A 16403-nucleotide genomic window follows, 5' to 3' on the forward strand; every position below is an offset into this window, starting at 1 on the left:
GTTTTGAGCAACCTGCGGCTAGTTTCCTAGTTTGCTCCTTGATTTTCATTGAGTATAAGATAAAAGCAAAGGTCTAACAAGTGATGTAGCCCTTTTGAGTTATACAAGCAAATTACCATGAAAAAGCTGTTGTTGGAGCATTGAGCGCTTCTAACCATTGTTTATTTTTCGCAGGGCAAAGAGTTACGGATATACCTGCCATATCCAGACTGGTCATAAATGTTCCTGATTTTATAAATGTAATAGTGATTCCTTCAATTTCTAAGAGTTGAAGGAGATCATTGATAAATATACCCATTTCTAAGTTGCTGGTAGTGCCTAGATTATTTACAAGCAATATAAATTGATCACCCTTTTTCCAATGATAGTGCAATCTTAATTTACTTATAATTTCATTTGCAAGGATTTCCGATGATTGGAATGGGACGATACGATAGCCTTCTTCGCCATGTATCCCAATACCATAAGAAATATTTCCTTCTTCCAAGTTAAATAGTGGAAGGGTGGCTTGGGGGAGACTAGCAGCTTTCCTTGCAAAGCCAATTGTTGCGATTTCGGTAGCAAGTTCATAACCTAAATTAGTTAGTTGCTCGATGTCAGCACCGTTCTGAGCCGCATATCCTAGGATTTTATGAAGTAAAATAGTCCCTGCAAGCCCTCTTCCTCTAATTTGAAATCTATTGTGAGGTTCAATAGAAATATCGTCGTGTGCTAGACTATAGCCGACCTTAATTCCTTCTTGTCTAGCAGTATTAATGGCCCAGCTAAATTCTTTGATGTCTGCTTCGAAATTTTTTACAATGATGAAGACACCGTGACCATTGTTTAAAAAACGAATGGACTCTAAGATTTCAGTTCTTGTAGGAGGAGTAAATAATTGGCCATAGATAGCAGCGGTAAGCATTCCTTTTCCCACATATCCAATATGCGCAGGTTCGTGACCGGAACCTCCACCCGACAATATTGGAATCTGATGAGGGTTGCGATTTTTTTGATAGACTAGTGGTAAAGTAGGGTGTTTTTCTAATTCAGGATGACTGCTGACAGTTGCTGAAATGTAACTTGAAATAATTTTCTGTTTATGATTTGAAATAAATGTCATTGTGGCCTCTTTCCAATAATTGTCATGATGAGATAGCCTGGTTGTGGAACTGGACTTTTTTTATTGACGCAAGCCTTCACGATTTCTGCTAGAGCATGTGAGTGATAATCTAGCAAAAAACAAGTATAAGCAGATGAATCGCTATCAATCTGACCATATTCTCTTAAAATTTTTGATACAAGCAAGCGACAGTAGCTGATAAAGTGGTCATAGAAGTTATTTTGCCCTTGAATATCAAAAAGTTGAATATAAAAATCACGCTCTTGTTCGAAATAAAGAAATAATTCTTGTAATAGTTTTTGGCCTGAAATGAAGTCCAAGTTATTGGTGATATACTCGGTTAAGTCAGTTTCAAATATCCAGTCTAACAGTTCATATTTGTCAAGAAAGTGATTATAAAAGGTCTGTCTACGAATGCCAGCTGATTCCATGATATCTACAATGGAGATTTTATCAAATTCTCTAGTAGCTAATAGGTCTCTAAATGCCTTGGCAATCCGTTTTTTTGTAATGAGTGATGATGCCATAGGAAACCTTTCTTTTACTTCCTTCATTTTACCAAAAAAATGTTTGAAACGGGTTTAAAAGGGGACAAATAATAGAATCTGTCCCTTATCATCCAGCAATAAAAAGTATATAATGAAATCGAAAACAAAGATACATGCCGAAAGGAGTTTCTCATGAAAAAAATTATAAATGAACCGACACAAGTTGTTGATGAAATGTTGCAGGGGTTGTCATTCATGCATGATGACTTGGTTCAACGCTTAGATGGTTTTGATGTTATCGTTAGAAAGGCAGAAAAGACAGGAAAAGTTGGACTCATTTCAGGTGGAGGTTCAGGACATGAACCCAGTCATGCTGGATTTGTAGGAGATGGAATGTTGTCTGCTGCCATTTGTGGAGCAGTCTTCACTTCACCTACTCCGGATCAAATTTTAGAAGCCATTAAGGCGGCTGATGAAGGTGCTGGAGTTTTCATGGTCATCAAGAACTATTCTGGTGACATTATGAACTTTGAAATTGCACAAGAACTTGCTGAAATGGAAGGTATTGATGTAGCAAGTGTTGTGGTTGATGATGATATCGCTGTTGAAAATAGTCTCTATACCCAAGGCCGTCGAGGTGTTGCAGGTACTATATTAGTCCATAAAATTTTGGGGGCTGCAGCTCGTTCTGGTAAATCATTATCTGAAATGAAGGACTTGGCCGACAAACTTGTCTTAGAAATTAAAACAATTGGATTAGCTCTATCTGGCGCTACTGTTCCAGAAGTTGGGAAACCAGGATTTGTTCTAGAAGATGATGAGTTTGAATACGGAGTTGGTATTCATGGTGAGCCAGGATATAAGAAAGAGAAAATGCAACCCTCAGCACAATTTGCCTCAGAATTGGTTGAAAAACTATCTGAAGGTTTCCAACTTAAAGCTGGTGAACGCTATGGCCTTCTCATCAATGGTTTAGGAAGCACTCCTCTTATGGAACAATACGTATTTGCAAATGATGTGGCTAAATTACTCCATGAAAAAGGTGTTGAGTTGGCATTTAAGAAAATTGGAAACTATATGACCTCAATCGATATGGCTGGTTTGTCATTAACATTGATTCGATTGGCAGATGATGAGTGGTTGGCTGCTCTAAATGCACCTGTTACTACACCAGCTTGGTAAAATTCAAGGAGGAAATGTCGCATGAATGCTGAACAAGCTCTTGAATGGATGAAGCTTTTTAATGAAAAGATTCAAGAACAGAAAGATTACCTTAGTGAGTTAGACACTCCGATAGGAGATGGAGACCACGGTGGAAATATGGCGCGTGGCATGGCTGCAGTTATGGAAAACTTAGAAGGAAAGCAATTTGAAACTAACAGTGATGTGTTTAAACTTGTCTCAATGCAACTGCTGAGTAAGGTAGGCGGTGCTTCTGGTCCCTTGTATGGCTCTGCTTTTATGGGCATGGCCAAGGCTGACTCTAATTCGAAAATAGAGGAAATCTTACAAAGCGGTTTGGATATGATTGTCAAACGTGGGAAAGCAGAAGTTGGAGAAAAGACAATGGTTGATGTTTGGACTCCTGTTATTGCTGCTTTGTCTGCTGGTCAATTGACTCAAGAGGTTATTGATAAGGTAGTGAATGCTACCAAAGATTTACTTGCAACTAAAGGAAGGGCGTCTTATGTAGGAGAACGTTCTCTTGGACATATTGATCCTGGATCATTCTCATCAGGATTACTCTTTACTGCTCTTTTAGAAACTGGGGTGGTTTAATGGGAAGTATTGGTCTTGTTATCGTTTCACATTCCAAAAACATTGCAGAAGGTGTCGTTGAACTGATTAGTGAAGTAGCTAAAGATGTTCCAATTACTTATGTAGGAGGAACCGAAGATGGAGGAATTGGAACAAGTTTTGATCAAGTAGATAGGGTTGTTTCCGAAAATCCAGCAGATACCTTATTAGCCTTTTTTGACCTGGGTTCTGCTAAAATGAACTTAGAAATGGTGGCTGATTTCAGTGATAAAAGTATCATCATCAATAGGGTTCCAATTGTAGAAGGTGCTTATACTGCAGCTGCTCTTCTTCAGGCTGGTGCAGAACTGTCAGTTATTCAAACACAGTTGTCGGAGCTTGAAATCAATAAATAAGGAATTTTACTATAACACTTTTTATAGGTGGGCTATTGATTATCTCAACTATCAAATTTTAAGTAAATAAAAAGGGATTGCTTTGGGCAGTTCCTTTTTATTTTAACAAGAGTAAAGCTATAGTGTTTCTAAATTGTGAATCATTCAAAACTGATTGTGATGAGACTATTCTAGCTTTAGAATCCTTCAAAAATTAAAGTTTAAGGCAATCAATTACTTAGAAGAGTACGAAAACATTTAGTTTATAGGAATTCTAGACCTAGAATCACATGGATATTTATGAAGTTAGGGTATTCGATAGTTAGGATTGTTCTATTCTGAACGATTTGAGCTGTCAATTGTATAGAATAGTAGTTTGCCAATGAATTTTGTTGAAAGATTCCTTGTTTTATGGTAGTCTAAAGTAAAAGAAAGCCTTATCATTATATTTTCATTTGTTAACAATGTATTTCGACTTTATCTAATGTAGAAGAAAGAAATATCATGAAACGTTTATGACTTGTTGGAAAGAGAATGTGAACTAAAAATAGATTTAGGAGTAGGTAGATGAGTAGTTTAGAGTCAATTCGTAAAGCGCATATCATCGTGTGGGGTGCCTATCTATTTTTATCATTAAGGGCGCCGCTAATGAGCAGCACAGAGTATTTCTTGCTTATTTTTTTAGCGTTTCTCTATTCGATAGTATCGCTCCCTATATATTCAGTGAAAAATAAAATAGTATCTATCTGTCTAGCCATAAATTCGATTCTGTTAATGAGTTTCCCGATTTTAATCAATAAATATTTCCCAGGAAAGGTTTTTACTTATATTGTATTAATCAGTATTTTTATCCTGGAGTTCTTAATCTTTAATATAATTGGTAAAGATTTTGATACTAGATTAGCTAGTGAATATAGGAAAATCAGTCAGTTTAAAAGTAAGATGTCTCAATCTCCTTGGATAAAATATTTAGAGATTTCTAGTTTTATATTAACTATATTTCCATTTATTCTTCATAGTACAGTTGATAATTGTGTATTGATTCTTATCTTTTTGATAAAAATTTGTGTAGATACTACGATAAAATTTCTATTAAACAGAATCTTTAATTCAAGTGAGATGATGAAAAGGAGGATATTTTCTCTGTTTGTATTAGATTTGATAGTCTATATATTTTTAGGTTATGTTTTAGTGATACAAAAAGACGAATATCTGTTTTCAATTCTACTAATTTTTTCTAATTTCTCACTTCCCTTTATCAGAGAAAAAGAGTATGAGTTATTTAAAAATAAGAAGTGAGATAGATATGGTTAAATCTTAGTTCTCTTTAAAATCAAATCAGGTAGAGAAAGGGTATTTTATCTAGGTAACAAAGTGCTTTAAACGCAGTCAACGATTACTGATTAGAGAACTATCCTAACCATGCAACGTTAAAGAGGAGAAATCTTATGAAACTCGTATTACCAAATAATTATGCTGCTATTGAGTAAGAAGAGATGAGGTGTCTTGATGGGGGATTATCCCTACATAAAGACGGGGGAATGTTACAGTAAACATAGCCACTGCTTATTTTATGGGGAATTAAATATGTTTAAACTAAGTGATAGAGTCAGAGTGGTCTTTGCTCTTTTAGGAGCAAGTTCCATATTAGTCAGCATGTATCTTATACCTTTTATTAAAACTGAGAATAAATTTTGGGAAATACTTCTATTTATATTAGGTGTATTGCTAATTGGAATTACGTTACTAAGTCATAAAAAAATTAAATTTTGGAAATAGCGTTAGTGAGAAGGACAGGATAATAGTATTATGATGGTTATTTTAATTTTGATGGTTGTGGTGTTTCTGTATTATGTAATTACAGAGTATTTTCAGAATAGTTATATTGACTGTATACTATTTCTAACATTGCTGATTTCTCATTTGATATGGGATTACTATTTTTTACCCATTGAAGTCTTAGTAGCATTAAGTGGAGTAAATTTGTTGTCAAGATTATTCAAAAAAATGAGAAGTCAATAGATTTGTTAGTGGATTATAAAGATGAAAGGTAAAATTGAGATATTTAAAATGAAACATTTTTTTGCAGGAATTGGTGAGATAAGATTTAGTCATTATCTATTGTCTCTATGTGTAGGACTAGCCCCTCTTTTTCATATCTATGTAATAGGCTCTGAAATGAGTTTTGTGAAAATAGTATTATCTATTTTGGGAGTCATATTTGTATGTATTTTAACTATTGCTCGAATTTATAGGAGATTTTTCTATAATTCACTAGAATAGTATGGGTTAGTTAATCCATTAGAACTATTATTTTTGTTATACTTTACCACTTTTAAGTTTTTACATTAAACAACTGGCTGAAATGAATGTTGTTTATCTTAGAAAGGAAAATTCTCAAATTGTCCTATAAATTTCTACTTTTCGACCTTGACCACACTCTTCTTGATTTTGATGCTGCTGAGGATGTGGCTTTGACGCAACTTCTAAAAGAAGAAGGGGTTGCAGCTATTCAGGCCTACAAAGACTATTACGTTCCTATGAACAAGGCTCTCTGGAAGGACTTGGAACAAAAGAAAATCAGTAAACAAGATCTGGTTAACACGCGCTTTTCTCGTCTATTTGCTCACTTTGGACAGGAAAAAGACGGTAGTTTTCTAGCCCAACGTTACCAATTTTACCTCGTTCAACAGGGACAAACGATTTCTGGCGCACATGAACTTTTAGATAGCCTCATCGAGCGAGATTATGAGCTGTATGCTGCAACAAATGGGATTACTGCTATTCAGACGGGACGTTTGGCTCAATCTGGTCTAGCACCTTATTTCAATCAAGTCTTTATCTCTGAACAGTTGCAAACACAAAAGCCTGATGCTCTTTTCTATGAAAAAATCGGGCAGCAGATTACAGGCTTTAGCAAAGAAAAGACGCTGATGATTGGAGATTCTCTAACCGCCGACATTCAAGGTGGCAATAATGCTGGGATTGACACGATTTGGTACAACCTTCATCACCTTGAAAATCACACACAAGCCCAGCCAACCTACGAAGTTCATTCTTATCAAGACTTGCTGGATTGCTTAGATAAACTGTAAAAAGTGGTTTAGATAGCCACTTTTTGCTATAATAGAGGCAGTAAAAACGAAGGAGTCGGCTATGCAACACTCATCTTGGCATGCTTTGATTAAGGAGCAATTACCTGAGGGTTATTTCGGGAAAATCAATCAGTTTATGGAGCAGGTCTATTCTCAAGGGACTATTTATCCACCCAAGGAAAAGGTTTTTCAGGCTCTAGTGACAACACCGCTTGAAGACGTTAAGGTGGTGATTCTAGGGCAAGACCCTTATCACGGGCCAGGTCAAGCGCAGGGCTTGAGTTTTTCTGTACCTGACTCTATCCCAGCTCCGCCATCCTTGCAAAATATCTTGAAAGAATTGTCAGATGATATCGGGGTTAAGAAATCTCATGATTTGACAGCTTGGGCTGAACAAGGAGTCTTGCTTCTTAATGCTTGTTTGACTGTTCCTGCTGGACAGGCCAATGGTCATGCTGGGCAGATATGGGAGCCTTTTACGGATGCTGTGATTCAGGTGGTCAATCAACTAGATAAACCAGTTGTTTTTGTACTCTGGGGAGCTTATGCACGCAAGAAGAAGGCCTTGGTTACCAATCCTCATCACTTAATTATCGAATCAGCCCATCCCAGTCCTTTGTCAGTTTATAGAGGATTTTGGGGTTCCAAGCCTTTTTCCAAGGCCAATGCATTCTTAAAAGAGACAGGACAAGAGCCAATCGATTGGCTTAGATAAGGAGAAAATATGCCTCAGTTAGCGACGATTTGCTACATTGATAACGGGAAAGAATTGCTTATGCTCCATCGTAATAAGAAACCCAATGATGTCCATGAAGGGAAATGGATTGGTGTGGGTGGCAAGCTAGAGCGAGGTGAGACCCCTCAGGAATGCGCGGCGCGTGAAATCCTTGAGGAAACAGGGCTCAAAGCCAAGCCAGTTCTAAAAGGTGTTATCACTTTTCCTGAATTCACACCAGATTTAGACTGGTACACCTATGTTTTTAAAGTGACGGAGTTCGAGGGTGACTTGATTGACTGCAATGAAGGGACGCTAGAATGGGTTCCCTATGACGAGGTTTTGAATAAGCCGACTTGGGAAGGTGACCATACCTTTGTTGGGTGGCTTTTAGAAGATAAACCCTTCTTTTCAGCCAAGTTTGTTTATGATGGGGATAAATTGTTGGATACCCAAGTTGATTTCTATGAATAAAGGAGAAAGCAGATGCTACTAATCAAAAATGGTCGTGTAATGGATCCCAAGTCTGGTTTGGATCAAGTGTGTGATGTCTTAGTTCAAGATGGGAAAATTATCAAAATTGCACCTGAGATTAAAGAAGAAAGAGCAGATATGATTGATGCTACAGGTCTTGTAGTTGCTCCTGGCTTGGTCGATATTCATGTTCATTTTCGTGAACCTGGTCAAACCCACAAGGAAGATATCCATACTGGTGCCCTAGCAGCCGCTGCAGGTGGTTTTACAACGGTTGTCATGATGGCTAATACTAGTCCAACCATTTCGGACGTGGAGACTTTGCAAGAAGTTCTCCAGTCAGCTTCCAAAGAGAAGATTAATGTTAAGACGGTTGCGACCATTACTAAGAATTTTAATGGGCAAGATTTGACTGACTTTAAAGCACTCTTAGAAGCTGGAGCTGTTGGTTTTTCTGATGACGGTATTCCGCTTGAAAGTAGTAAAGTTGTCAAGGAAGCCATGGAGGAAGCTAAAAAGCTTAATACCTTTATTAGTCTTCATGAGGAAGATCCAGGTTTGAATGGGATTCTTGGCTTTAATGAAAATATCGCTAAAGAACATTTCCATATCTGCGGTGCGACTGGGGTAGCTGAGTATGCTATGATGGCGCGTGATGTCATGATTGCCTATGCAACCAAGGCCCATGTTCATATCCAGCATTTGTCTAAGAAAGAAAGTGTTAAAGTAGTTGAGTTTGCTCAAGGTTTGGGTGCGCAAGTCACAGCAGAAGTAGCACCACAGCATTTCTCGAAAACAGAAGCTCTCCTTTTGACAAAAGGAAGTAATGCCAAGATGAATCCGCCACTTCGTTTGGAATCAGACCGTCGTGCTGTTATCAAAGGTCTAAAGTCAGATATCATCACAGTTATCGCGACTGACCACGCGCCTCATCATGTTGATGAAAAAAATGTCGAGGATATGACCAAGGCACTATCTGGCATGACTGGCTTAGAAACATCTCTATCTCTCGGATTGACTTATTTGGTAGAAGCTGGTGAGTTAAGCTTGATGGAATTACTCGAAAAGATGACCTACAACCCAGCCAAGCTTTACAATTTTGAAGCTGGTTATTTGGCTGAGAATGGTCCAGCGGACATCACTATTTTTGATTCTAATGCTGACCGCCTTGTGGACTCCCATTTTGCTTCCAAAGCAGCTAATTCACCATTCATCGGTGAAACCTTAAAAGGGCAAGTTAAATATACCATCTGTAAGGGACAAATCGTTTATCAAGCTTGATAGGAGTTGGAATATGAATTATTTTCGAAAACGTAGGGAAAGACAAGCAAAATCTAATAGCGGAATTTACTGTCCCGCAGCTAATCGTTCTAAAATTCAATATGAAACTAAAGAAAAAGCTGACCATGCGGTTCAATATGATAATGGAGGTTTAGTTAGAAGCTATTATTGTCGTACATGTTCGTGTTGGCATACTACTTCAAAATCTAATAATCCTCCGCTAAGTTTGAAAAACTATGGTCTGAAACTCTTTGGTTTAGATAAATCAGAATAGAAAGAGAAGTATGTATAAGACAAAGTGTTTACAAGAGAAGTTAGTATTATTTTTAAAAATTTTCTTCCCAATCCTGATCTACCAATTTGCCAATTATTCTGCCTCTTTTGTTGACACTGCAATGACAGGCCAATACAATACCATGGACTTGGCTGGTGTGTCTATGGCGACCAGTATCTGGAATCCTTTTTTTACATTCCTAACAGGGATTGTGTCAGCCCTGGTGCCTATCATTGGTCACCATCTTGGTAGTGGTAAAAAGGAAGAAGTTGCGTCAGATTTTTACCAGTTCATCTATCTGGCCTTGGGTCTATCCGTGGTCTTGCTGGGACTAGTACTTTTCCTGGCACCACCCGTTTTAAATCATATCGGACTAGAAGCACCAGTGGCAGCAGTAGCGGTTCGCTATCTTTGGTTTTTATCTATCGGGATTATCCCCTTGTTGCTCTTTAGTGTCATTCGTTCCTTGCTGGATTCGCTGGGCTTGACCAAACTGTCCATGTACCTCATGCTTTTGTTACTTCCTCTCAATAGTGGATTTAACTACCTCTTGATTTACGGGGCCTTTGGTGTTCCAGAACTGGGAGGTGCTGGTGCTGGTTTAGGAACATCCTTGGCCTACTGGGTCTTGCTGGGGATTTCTGTTTTGGTTCTATTTAAACAGGAGAAGCTCAAAGTCTTACACCTTGAGAAACGCATTCCACTTAATATGGATAAAATTAAGGAAGGAGTTCGTTTAGGTCTGCCTATTGGGGGGACTGTATTTGCTGAGGTGGCTATCTTTTCCGTGGTTGGCTTGATTATGGCTAAGTTCTCGTCCTTGATTATCGCTAGTCACCAGTCAGCTATGAACTTTTCAAGTCTCATGTACGCCTTTCCTATGAGTATCTCATCTGCTATGGCTATTGTCGTTTCCTATGAAGTGGGAGCCAAGCGATTTGATGATGCGAAAACCTATATTGGTCTAGGAAGATGGACAGCCCTCATTTTTGCGGTCTTCACCTTATCCTTCCTTTACATTTTTAGGGGAAGTGTGGCTAGTCTTTATGGTAACAACCCAGAATTTATCGATTTGACAGCACGTTTTTTGACTTACAGTCTTTTCTTCCAGTTAGCAGATACCTTTGCAGCACCTCTTCAGGGAATTTTACGGGGGTATAAGGATACCGTTATTCCTTTTTACCTTGGTTTGGTTGGTTATTGGGGGGTGACACTCCCAGTAGCTATGGTATTCGACTCTCTAACAGATTTTGGAGCTTATTCTTACTGGATTGGTTTGATTATTAGTTTAATCGTGAGCGGGGCTCTCTACCGTTGGCGTTTAACTGCGATTATGAAGAGATTTGAATCCAGAAAAGCTTGATTTTTAGAATTCATACAAGCAAAAATATCCTTCCTTGTCTGCATTATTTTTGCTATAGTTAAATTAGTAGTAGGCAAATGAGAATTTCAAAAATATAGAAACAATTGATATTCCACGCTACTTTACTGGTATCAGATATAAAGAAAAAGAAGTTGGTTGTAGGACCAGCTTCTTTTTTTGATAAATATTTTACATAAGTTATATTACGTAAAATCATAAACTATCCAGAGCATTCTTTTGTTCATCATTGACGATATGGGTATAGAGGTCAGTGACTTGTGTGCTGGCATGTCCTAGCTGGTGGCTGACTAAAACTTGCGATTTAGTGGCATCATAGAGCCTAGTTGCTAGAGTATGGCGTAGTTTATGGGGAGTTACACGGACTTTGAAGTCATCAGAATACTTAGCAACCATTTTCTCAACGCTGGAAGCATCGATACGATTAGGAACACCTCTGTAGAGAGTCAAAAAAAGGGCTGTATCTGTTTTTTCTGTTTTATAGCGTTGAGTCCGAATGGCCAGATAATTCTCTAAATAAGGCTTAGCAAAGGCAGCGACATTGACCGAATCACGTTTGCCCCCTTTTCGAGTGACATCAATAACCATCATTTTTAGATTGAGATTTCTTAGATCCAGATTAACAGCTTCAGATAAGCGGACACCAGAAGCCAAGAGAAGGGCAATAATGGCCAAATCACGTTCTTTGTTTTTATTAAATGAAGATAGGGCGCGATTTGAAAGTTTTTGTGGATACTCTTGGTCAATATAAGTTAGAAAACCTTCTGTTTCATCACCTAAAAAGAGTTTTTGCTTGATGTTTTCAGCTCTAGCAGCAAGTGTTTCTTTCTTTTTTTGGGTTGAAACTTTCTTCATTACATTACGATAGAAATAAGGTTCCCCTTGATCGTTTTCAACTTCCTCAGTCAAATACTTATAAAGACTAGAAAGTGCTGACAAGGTCCGATTGATGGTTGTCTGAGAAACACCTTGCTTGCTTGTATTAGCATTCAGCAAGGGACGTTCACGTAGATAAAGTATAAAGGATTCCATGTCTTTCTTAGACATATTTTCCAAGACAGATAAAGAAATATCAGATATTTTATCGGCGTTTGAGATACCAGATTCTAAAACCCAGCTGAAAAATCGATCGTATTCCTTCAGGTATTCGTACAAGGTTGTAAAACTGTAAGGAACAGCAAGCTTAGATTGGTAGTATTCAAGAACATACCAGGGCATGATTTGTTTTAGTTTGTCGATTCGTTCCAGTAAAATCTCTCGTTTCATGTATTTTCTCCATAAATAAGTCTATTAGTAGTATAGCATGGACTTATTTATTTTTCAAGAAAATTATAGTTTTTCGGAAAGATGTTATAGAGCTTTTTAAAAAAACTTAGACCTGTGTAATACGGATCTAAGTTTTTGGAGTTTCATTGTGAATCATTAGCTAGTGTTTTTTCTAGCTTCCAAATACTAAACCAGAATGAAATAGTTAACAGAATAAGGAAAATAAAAAAATCTCACCCACTAAAGTTCTGTTAATACTACATAACTGAAGAGCTATATAAGGGAGCTATGAGATACAAAGTGCACTGTATAATTGCTATTGTTTTCTTTTTCATGATTTTAATCTTACTGTACAGATTTGATACAGTAAACTCCTTTCTAGCTTTATGCTTTATCATTTCTAACTTAATTATAGTCTTATTTTTACCAAAGCTCAATTATTTATATGTAAAATTCCTCATCAGTAAAAAATAACCGATCTCATTGCTGAGAATCGGTTTTCTAAATAAATCAGGTCAGCTGTTTACATAATTTATATTATGTAAACAAACTCTACAACAACAAATCTTTGACTTTTCCAATTTCACTTTTTGGAATAACCAGGTGAATCATATTACCCAGATACATTCTGGTTGAGCCGTTAACTGTTTGGCTCTTTCCATTATGGACTTGGGTAGTGATGAGGACGTTGTGTGGTAAGTTGAGTTCGTGTACTTGTTTTCCAGCAATCTTATCAGAAACTGGTATTTCGATAAGGGTAACTTCTCCTTCACTGGATACTTCTTCTGGAAGCATTTTTTCCAGCATGGCTTCATAGACTGGTGTACCCTTGAGCAAATCCATGATAATATAAGAAACAAGAGTGACAAGACCAAGTGGCATGAGGTTGCGAATATCTCCTACCATCTCAGTTACGAGGATCATGGCAGTTAAGGGAGCTTTTGATATTGCTCCAAAATAGCCACTCATTCCTAGAATGACAAATATAGGGAATTGCTCTTGACTGACAAGTCCAAGATTGACGCAGATAACACCAACTAGGGCACCAAGTAAGGAACCAAGCGCCAAAATTGGTAGGAAAATGCCTCCTGGAAGACCACTTCCATAACTAATCATGCTCCAGATAAAGCGAATTAAAAAGTAAGCTAATAGAACTTGGAAACTAAAATCTTGCTCAGTTAAGGAAAGAACAAGCTGATTTCCACCACCAAGGACGTGGGGTAAAAAAATTCCGACTGGTATGATGAGAATAAAAGCAAGAATTGGATAATAAGCTCTATCCAAATGGATTTTTTGACCAATCCAATCATAAAGTCTACCGACATCGAGCACAGCTTTTTCATAGAGAAAACCGGAAAATCCAAGGAAAATTCCCATCACAAGATAAATCCAGTATTGATCTAGGGTCATGAGAGGAATGTTATCTGGCATATCCAATACTGGTGTCAAACCGAACATGAGCAGAGACACAAAGTTTGCTACGATGCTGGCTGCTAGTGTAGAAACCCAGAAAAAGCGCGAAAAATGGTGATAAACTTCTTCTACTACAAAGAGGAGGCCTGCTATTGGTGCATTAAAGGCTGCGGCTAATCCTGCTGCAGCTCCACTTGCAATTAAGGAACGCTCCTCTACTGGACTGGATTTGAGCCATTTGGCAATACCTTTACCACCGACTGCTCCCAGTTGAATACTTGGTCCTTCACGCCCCAGCATGAGTCCACTGGCAATAGCAAGCATTCCTAGCACATATTTTTTCCAAAGAACGCCCCACCAGTTGAGGGACATGAGGCCTTTCAGTTCGGCTTCGACTTGCGGAATTCCTGAGCCTTTGATATCTTTTTCTGATCGAGTTAATTTAGCACTGAGCCAACAGATGAGTATATAAAACAAAACCAGTACAAAAAGATTGCGCACTAGGTGCCCTTGATCTTGATAAAGTCCTTGTATCAGGTGGAAGCCCTTTTCAATTAAGAAACGAAAGGATCCGACGATAATTCCAACGACGAGGCCGACAATGATTCCTCGACCAACTTGGGATAGGATAGTGCTGGATGCAAAGGCGAATTCTTTCTTAGAACGGACTATTTCCGACTGTTCCTCCATGGTATTTCCTTTCAATTAACTTTCTTTTTTACCTAAAACCAGTGATTTAACAGGTTCAAAGCTGGTTCGGTGAATTGGGGTAACTCCTAGTTTTTCGAGTCCTTCTAGGTGTTTAGCTGTTCCATATCCTGCATTAGTAGCGAAATCATAGCCAGGAAACCGCTGATCGTATTCCTTCATCAATTCATCACGGGTCACCTTGGCTACTATAGAAGCTGCTGCGATAGAGAGGGAATTAGCATCACCTTTGATGATGGCAGTTTGTGAAATGGGCAATTCCAGTTTCATGGCATCTATCAGGAGGTGATCAGGTTGAGGACTGAGCTGGGAGATTGCTTCTTCCATAGCTAGTTTGGTTGCTTCATAGATATTGACTTGGTCGATGACCTGATTATCTATGATACCAATTCCAATCGACAAGGCTTGGTCTTGAACTGCTTGGAAAATCTCCAGATGTTTCTTTTTAGGAATTTTCTTGCTGTCATTGAGGCCTCTAATCTTACAATTTTGAGGTAAAATAACGGCTGCAGCGACTACTGGCCCAGCCAGAGGACCTCGGCCGACCTCGTCAACACCTGCTATCAAGATCACTCCTTGCTTGTAAATTTCCTTTTCATAGGAAAGCATAGATTCCAAACGCAAATTTTCATCCAATTCAGCCTGAATGGCTTTTTTACGCTTGCTAATTTCTTTTTGAACTCCAGAGCGATTATCCTGTTCAAGCTCTAAAAAAATAGGGTTATCTAAGTCCTTGACCGTAGCAAGGAGTTCTTTGACTTCTTTAATCGTCGCCATCGAGGTCTTCCAATGTATCTAAGGTATAGTTACCGAGTTTGCCGTCGCGGACTTCCTTCACGAAGAGACTGTAAAAACGGTCATAGTCATCACGGAAACCGAGGGCACGGGTCATGTCCATAATAATAACAGGCGCTTCTTCTTCAATTTTCATTTGCTTGAAGCGTTCGGCCAGCTTTTCTGGATAATGTTCTTTGAAATAATTGAGGCCAAAAATAGTTACCTCATCCATAGGAAGCAACTGGTCCTTAATAGCTCCAGTCAAGGCTAGTTTAAGAGCAACAGTTTCGTCTTCGAATTTAGGCCAGAGAATCCCCGGTGTATCCAAGATTTCCAGGTCTTTATTGGTTTTAAGCCATTGTTGTCCCTTGGTAACACCTGGTTTATTGCCAACAACTGCGATTTTCTTACCAGCCAAACGGTTCATAAGAGTGGATTTACCAGCGTTTGGAATCCCAATAACCATGGTACGCAAGGTTTCAATCTTGATACCACGTTCTTTTTGGCGAGCAATCTTATCAGCCATGAGTTTCTTAGCAGCATCGGTTACAACTTTTACAGTTACTTGCTCTTTGGAGTTGATAGCTAGCGTCTGGATTCCTTGTGATTCAAAATACTGACGCCATTCCTTGGTCATTGCTGGATCAGCCAAGTCGGCCTTGTTTAAAATCAAGAGTTTTGGTTTATCACCAACAATCTTGGTCAACATAGGATTTTGACTAGATAGAGGTAAGCGTGCATCAACTAAAATCGTCACAAAATCAACAAATTTTAAATTTTCCTGAACCTGTCGACGCGCTTTAGACATGTGACCAGGAAACCATTGAATAGTAGCCATTGAGTTTTTTTCCTTTCGTAGCAAGGGTTTAGATCCCCTATTTTATTTTACTATCGTTTGAACATAAAGAGTTCTCAAATGAATGATGTCCAAACACTTCTTGTTTTATGACATAGAAATCTACCTTATATTATATCATGCCTTCCTTATTTTGTCCGATGATAGCCTTTCAAGTACCCTATATATAGTAGATTAAAACAAGATGTGAACAAATCGATTAGGAAAGTCAAATTAATTTCTAGAAATATTTTAACATCTATAACGTACTATTCTAAAGTAAGCGCGTCATAACAAGGTATCGTATCTATCCTAATTCCCCAACTTCCGGTATACTAAATAAAAATAGTTATCGGAGGAAAGGTAGTGTACTATGATGATTCAACTAAACGATTTAGGTCAAGTTCACCTTGTTTGTGGGAAAACGGATATGAGGCAGGGAATTGATTCACTGGCTTATCT

19 protein-coding genes are annotated in these 16403 nt (G+C 38.1%); 13 read left to right on the plus strand and 6 right to left on the minus strand.

Features of this window, described 5'->3' with window-relative positions:
- Window positions 1–112 precede the first annotated feature (112 nt).
- Together dhaQ and dhaS are read right to left on the minus strand one after the other, a co-directional pair.
- Window positions 113–1102, minus strand: a complete 990-nt coding sequence (gene dhaQ, locus HT693_RS07255) for a DhaKLM operon coactivator DhaQ (RefSeq protein WP_138704881.1) — start codon at window positions 1100–1102, stop codon at window positions 113–115.
- Window positions 1099–1629 (minus strand): dihydroxyacetone kinase transcriptional activator DhaS, encoded by a 531-nt coding sequence (gene dhaS, locus HT693_RS07260; RefSeq protein WP_023941213.1) that lies wholly within the window; start codon window positions 1627–1629, stop codon window positions 1099–1101. Before dhaS ends, dhaQ begins: the two co-directional genes overlap by 4 nt.
- 153 nt (window positions 1630–1782) lie before the next feature.
- Between dhaS and dhaK the strand changes: the two genes are divergently transcribed.
- The 13 genes from dhaK (at window position 1783) to pdrM (ending at window position 10924) form a co-directional block, all read left to right on the plus strand.
- On the plus strand, window positions 1783–2772 hold the full coding sequence (gene dhaK, locus HT693_RS07265) for a dihydroxyacetone kinase subunit DhaK (protein ID WP_166736805.1): 990 nt from the start codon (window positions 1783–1785) through the stop codon (window positions 2770–2772).
- A 21-nt stretch (window positions 2773–2793) separates the two neighbouring features.
- Window positions 2794–3369 carry a dihydroxyacetone kinase subunit DhaL gene (dhaL, locus tag HT693_RS07270; RefSeq protein WP_000990804.1) on the plus strand — a complete coding sequence of 192 codons (576 nt, stop codon included), beginning with the start codon at window positions 2794–2796 and terminating at the stop codon, window positions 3367–3369.
- Complete coding sequence (gene dhaM, locus HT693_RS07275) at window positions 3369–3743, plus strand: dihydroxyacetone kinase phosphoryl donor subunit DhaM (protein WP_050236558.1); 375 nt, start codon at window positions 3369–3371, stop codon at window positions 3741–3743. Before dhaL ends, dhaM begins: the two co-directional genes overlap by 1 nt.
- A gap of 546 nt (window positions 3744–4289) precedes the next feature.
- Complete coding sequence (locus HT693_RS07280) at window positions 4290–5021, plus strand: hypothetical protein (protein WP_050208299.1); 732 nt, start codon at window positions 4290–4292, stop codon at window positions 5019–5021.
- Between the two features lie 288 nt (window positions 5022–5309).
- Window positions 5310–5501: a hypothetical protein gene (locus tag HT693_RS12390; protein ID WP_138704883.1), complete on the plus strand. Its 192-nt coding sequence runs from the start codon at window positions 5310–5312 to the stop codon at window positions 5499–5501.
- Between the two features lie 30 nt (window positions 5502–5531).
- Window positions 5532–5744 carry a hypothetical protein gene (locus tag HT693_RS12070; RefSeq protein WP_138704884.1) on the plus strand — a complete coding sequence of 71 codons (213 nt, stop codon included), beginning with the start codon at window positions 5532–5534 and terminating at the stop codon, window positions 5742–5744.
- Window positions 5745–5792: 48 nt separating this feature from the next.
- Window positions 5793–6005: a hypothetical protein gene (locus HT693_RS12075; protein WP_138704890.1), complete on the plus strand. Its 213-nt coding sequence runs from the start codon at window positions 5793–5795 to the stop codon at window positions 6003–6005.
- 119 nt (window positions 6006–6124) lie between these two features.
- Window positions 6125–6817 carry a YjjG family noncanonical pyrimidine nucleotidase gene (locus HT693_RS07285; protein WP_138704885.1) on the plus strand — a complete coding sequence of 231 codons (693 nt, stop codon included), beginning with the start codon at window positions 6125–6127 and terminating at the stop codon, window positions 6815–6817.
- 61 nt (window positions 6818–6878) lie between these two features.
- Window positions 6879–7532: a uracil-DNA glycosylase gene (locus HT693_RS07290; protein ID WP_138704886.1), complete on the plus strand. Its 654-nt coding sequence runs from the start codon at window positions 6879–6881 to the stop codon at window positions 7530–7532.
- Between the two features lie 9 nt (window positions 7533–7541).
- Window positions 7542–8006 carry an 8-oxo-dGTP diphosphatase gene (locus tag HT693_RS07295; protein WP_138704887.1) on the plus strand — a complete coding sequence of 155 codons (465 nt, stop codon included), beginning with the start codon at window positions 7542–7544 and terminating at the stop codon, window positions 8004–8006.
- 12 nt (window positions 8007–8018) lie between these two features.
- Complete coding sequence (locus HT693_RS07300) at window positions 8019–9287, plus strand: dihydroorotase (RefSeq protein ID WP_138704888.1); 1269 nt, start codon at window positions 8019–8021, stop codon at window positions 9285–9287.
- A 13-nt stretch (window positions 9288–9300) separates the two neighbouring features.
- On the plus strand, window positions 9301–9561 hold the full coding sequence (locus HT693_RS07305) for a hypothetical protein (protein WP_172925080.1): 261 nt from the start codon (window positions 9301–9303) through the stop codon (window positions 9559–9561).
- Window positions 9562–9571: 10 nt separating this feature from the next.
- The gene (gene pdrM / locus HT693_RS07310; protein WP_079252923.1) at window positions 9572–10924 is read left to right on the plus strand and encodes a sodium-coupled multidrug efflux MATE transporter PdrM; all 1353 of its coding nucleotides are present in this window, start codon (window positions 9572–9574) and stop codon (window positions 10922–10924) included.
- A gap of 213 nt (window positions 10925–11137) precedes the next feature.
- On the opposite strand, the gene xerS is transcribed toward pdrM, so the two are convergent.
- The 4 genes from xerS to ylqF all read right to left on the minus strand — a co-directional run bounded on the left by xerS (window position 11138) and on the right by ylqF (window position 15944).
- Window positions 11138–12208, minus strand: coding sequence for a tyrosine recombinase XerS (gene xerS / locus HT693_RS07315; RefSeq protein ID WP_172925081.1), 1071 nt, complete (start codon window positions 12206–12208; stop codon window positions 11138–11140).
- Between the two features lie 552 nt (window positions 12209–12760).
- Window positions 12761–14311, minus strand: a complete 1551-nt coding sequence (locus HT693_RS07320; protein ID WP_138699520.1) for a ClC family H(+)/Cl(-) exchange transporter — start codon at window positions 14309–14311, stop codon at window positions 12761–12763.
- A gap of 15 nt (window positions 14312–14326) precedes the next feature.
- Window positions 14327–15106, minus strand: coding sequence for a ribonuclease HII (locus HT693_RS07325; RefSeq protein WP_172925082.1), 780 nt, complete (start codon window positions 15104–15106; stop codon window positions 14327–14329).
- Window positions 15093–15944, minus strand: a complete 852-nt coding sequence (gene ylqF, locus HT693_RS07330; protein ID WP_138706127.1) for a ribosome biogenesis GTPase YlqF — start codon at window positions 15942–15944, stop codon at window positions 15093–15095. The genes HT693_RS07325 and ylqF overlap by 14 nt, the downstream gene beginning before the upstream one ends.
- Between the last annotated feature and the right edge of the window lie 459 nt (window positions 15945–16403).

Source organism: Streptococcus sp. 2154 (assembly GCF_013277255.1).
In the GTDB taxonomy this organism is placed as follows: Bacteria; Bacillota; Bacilli; order Lactobacillales; family Streptococcaceae; genus Streptococcus; species Streptococcus pseudopneumoniae.

What these genes read in the sequence shown, in the direction of transcription:
- dhaQ (WP_138704881.1), bottom strand. Translation starts at nt 1,102, where the DNA reads ATGACATTTATTTCAAATCATAAACAGAAAATTATTTCAAGTTACATT.
- dhaS (WP_023941213.1), bottom strand. Translation starts at nt 1,629, where the DNA reads ATGGCATCATCACTCATTACAAAAAAACGGATTGCCAAGGCATTTAGA.
- dhaK (WP_166736805.1), top strand. Translation starts at nt 1,783, where the DNA reads ATGAAAAAAATTATAAATGAACCGACACAAGTTGTTGATGAAATGTTG.
- dhaL (WP_000990804.1), top strand. Translation starts at nt 2,794, where the DNA reads ATGAATGCTGAACAAGCTCTTGAATGGATGAAGCTTTTTAATGAAAAG.
- dhaM (WP_050236558.1), top strand. Translation starts at nt 3,369, where the DNA reads ATGGGAAGTATTGGTCTTGTTATCGTTTCACATTCCAAAAACATTGCA.
- HT693_RS07280 (WP_050208299.1), top strand. Translation starts at nt 4,290, where the DNA reads ATGAGTAGTTTAGAGTCAATTCGTAAAGCGCATATCATCGTGTGGGGT.
- HT693_RS12390 (WP_138704883.1), top strand. Translation starts at nt 5,310, where the DNA reads ATGTTTAAACTAAGTGATAGAGTCAGAGTGGTCTTTGCTCTTTTAGGA.
- HT693_RS12070 (WP_138704884.1), top strand. Translation starts at nt 5,532, where the DNA reads ATGATGGTTATTTTAATTTTGATGGTTGTGGTGTTTCTGTATTATGTA.
- HT693_RS12075 (WP_138704890.1), top strand. Translation starts at nt 5,793, where the DNA reads ATGAAACATTTTTTTGCAGGAATTGGTGAGATAAGATTTAGTCATTAT.
- HT693_RS07290 (WP_138704886.1), top strand. Translation starts at nt 6,879, where the DNA reads ATGCAACACTCATCTTGGCATGCTTTGATTAAGGAGCAATTACCTGAG.
- HT693_RS07295 (WP_138704887.1), top strand. Translation starts at nt 7,542, where the DNA reads ATGCCTCAGTTAGCGACGATTTGCTACATTGATAACGGGAAAGAATTG.
- HT693_RS07300 (WP_138704888.1), top strand. Translation starts at nt 8,019, where the DNA reads ATGCTACTAATCAAAAATGGTCGTGTAATGGATCCCAAGTCTGGTTTG.
- HT693_RS07305 (WP_172925080.1), top strand. Translation starts at nt 9,301, where the DNA reads ATGAATTATTTTCGAAAACGTAGGGAAAGACAAGCAAAATCTAATAGC.
- pdrM (WP_079252923.1), top strand. Translation starts at nt 9,572, where the DNA reads ATGTATAAGACAAAGTGTTTACAAGAGAAGTTAGTATTATTTTTAAAA.
- xerS (WP_172925081.1), bottom strand. Translation starts at nt 12,208, where the DNA reads ATGAAACGAGAGATTTTACTGGAACGAATCGACAAACTAAAACAAATC.
- HT693_RS07320 (WP_138699520.1), bottom strand. Translation starts at nt 14,311, where the DNA reads ATGGAGGAACAGTCGGAAATAGTCCGTTCTAAGAAAGAATTCGCCTTT.
- HT693_RS07325 (WP_172925082.1), bottom strand. Translation starts at nt 15,106, where the DNA reads ATGGCGACGATTAAAGAAGTCAAAGAACTCCTTGCTACGGTCAAGGAC.
- ylqF (WP_138706127.1), bottom strand. Translation starts at nt 15,944, where the DNA reads ATGGCTACTATTCAATGGTTTCCTGGTCACATGTCTAAAGCGCGTCGA.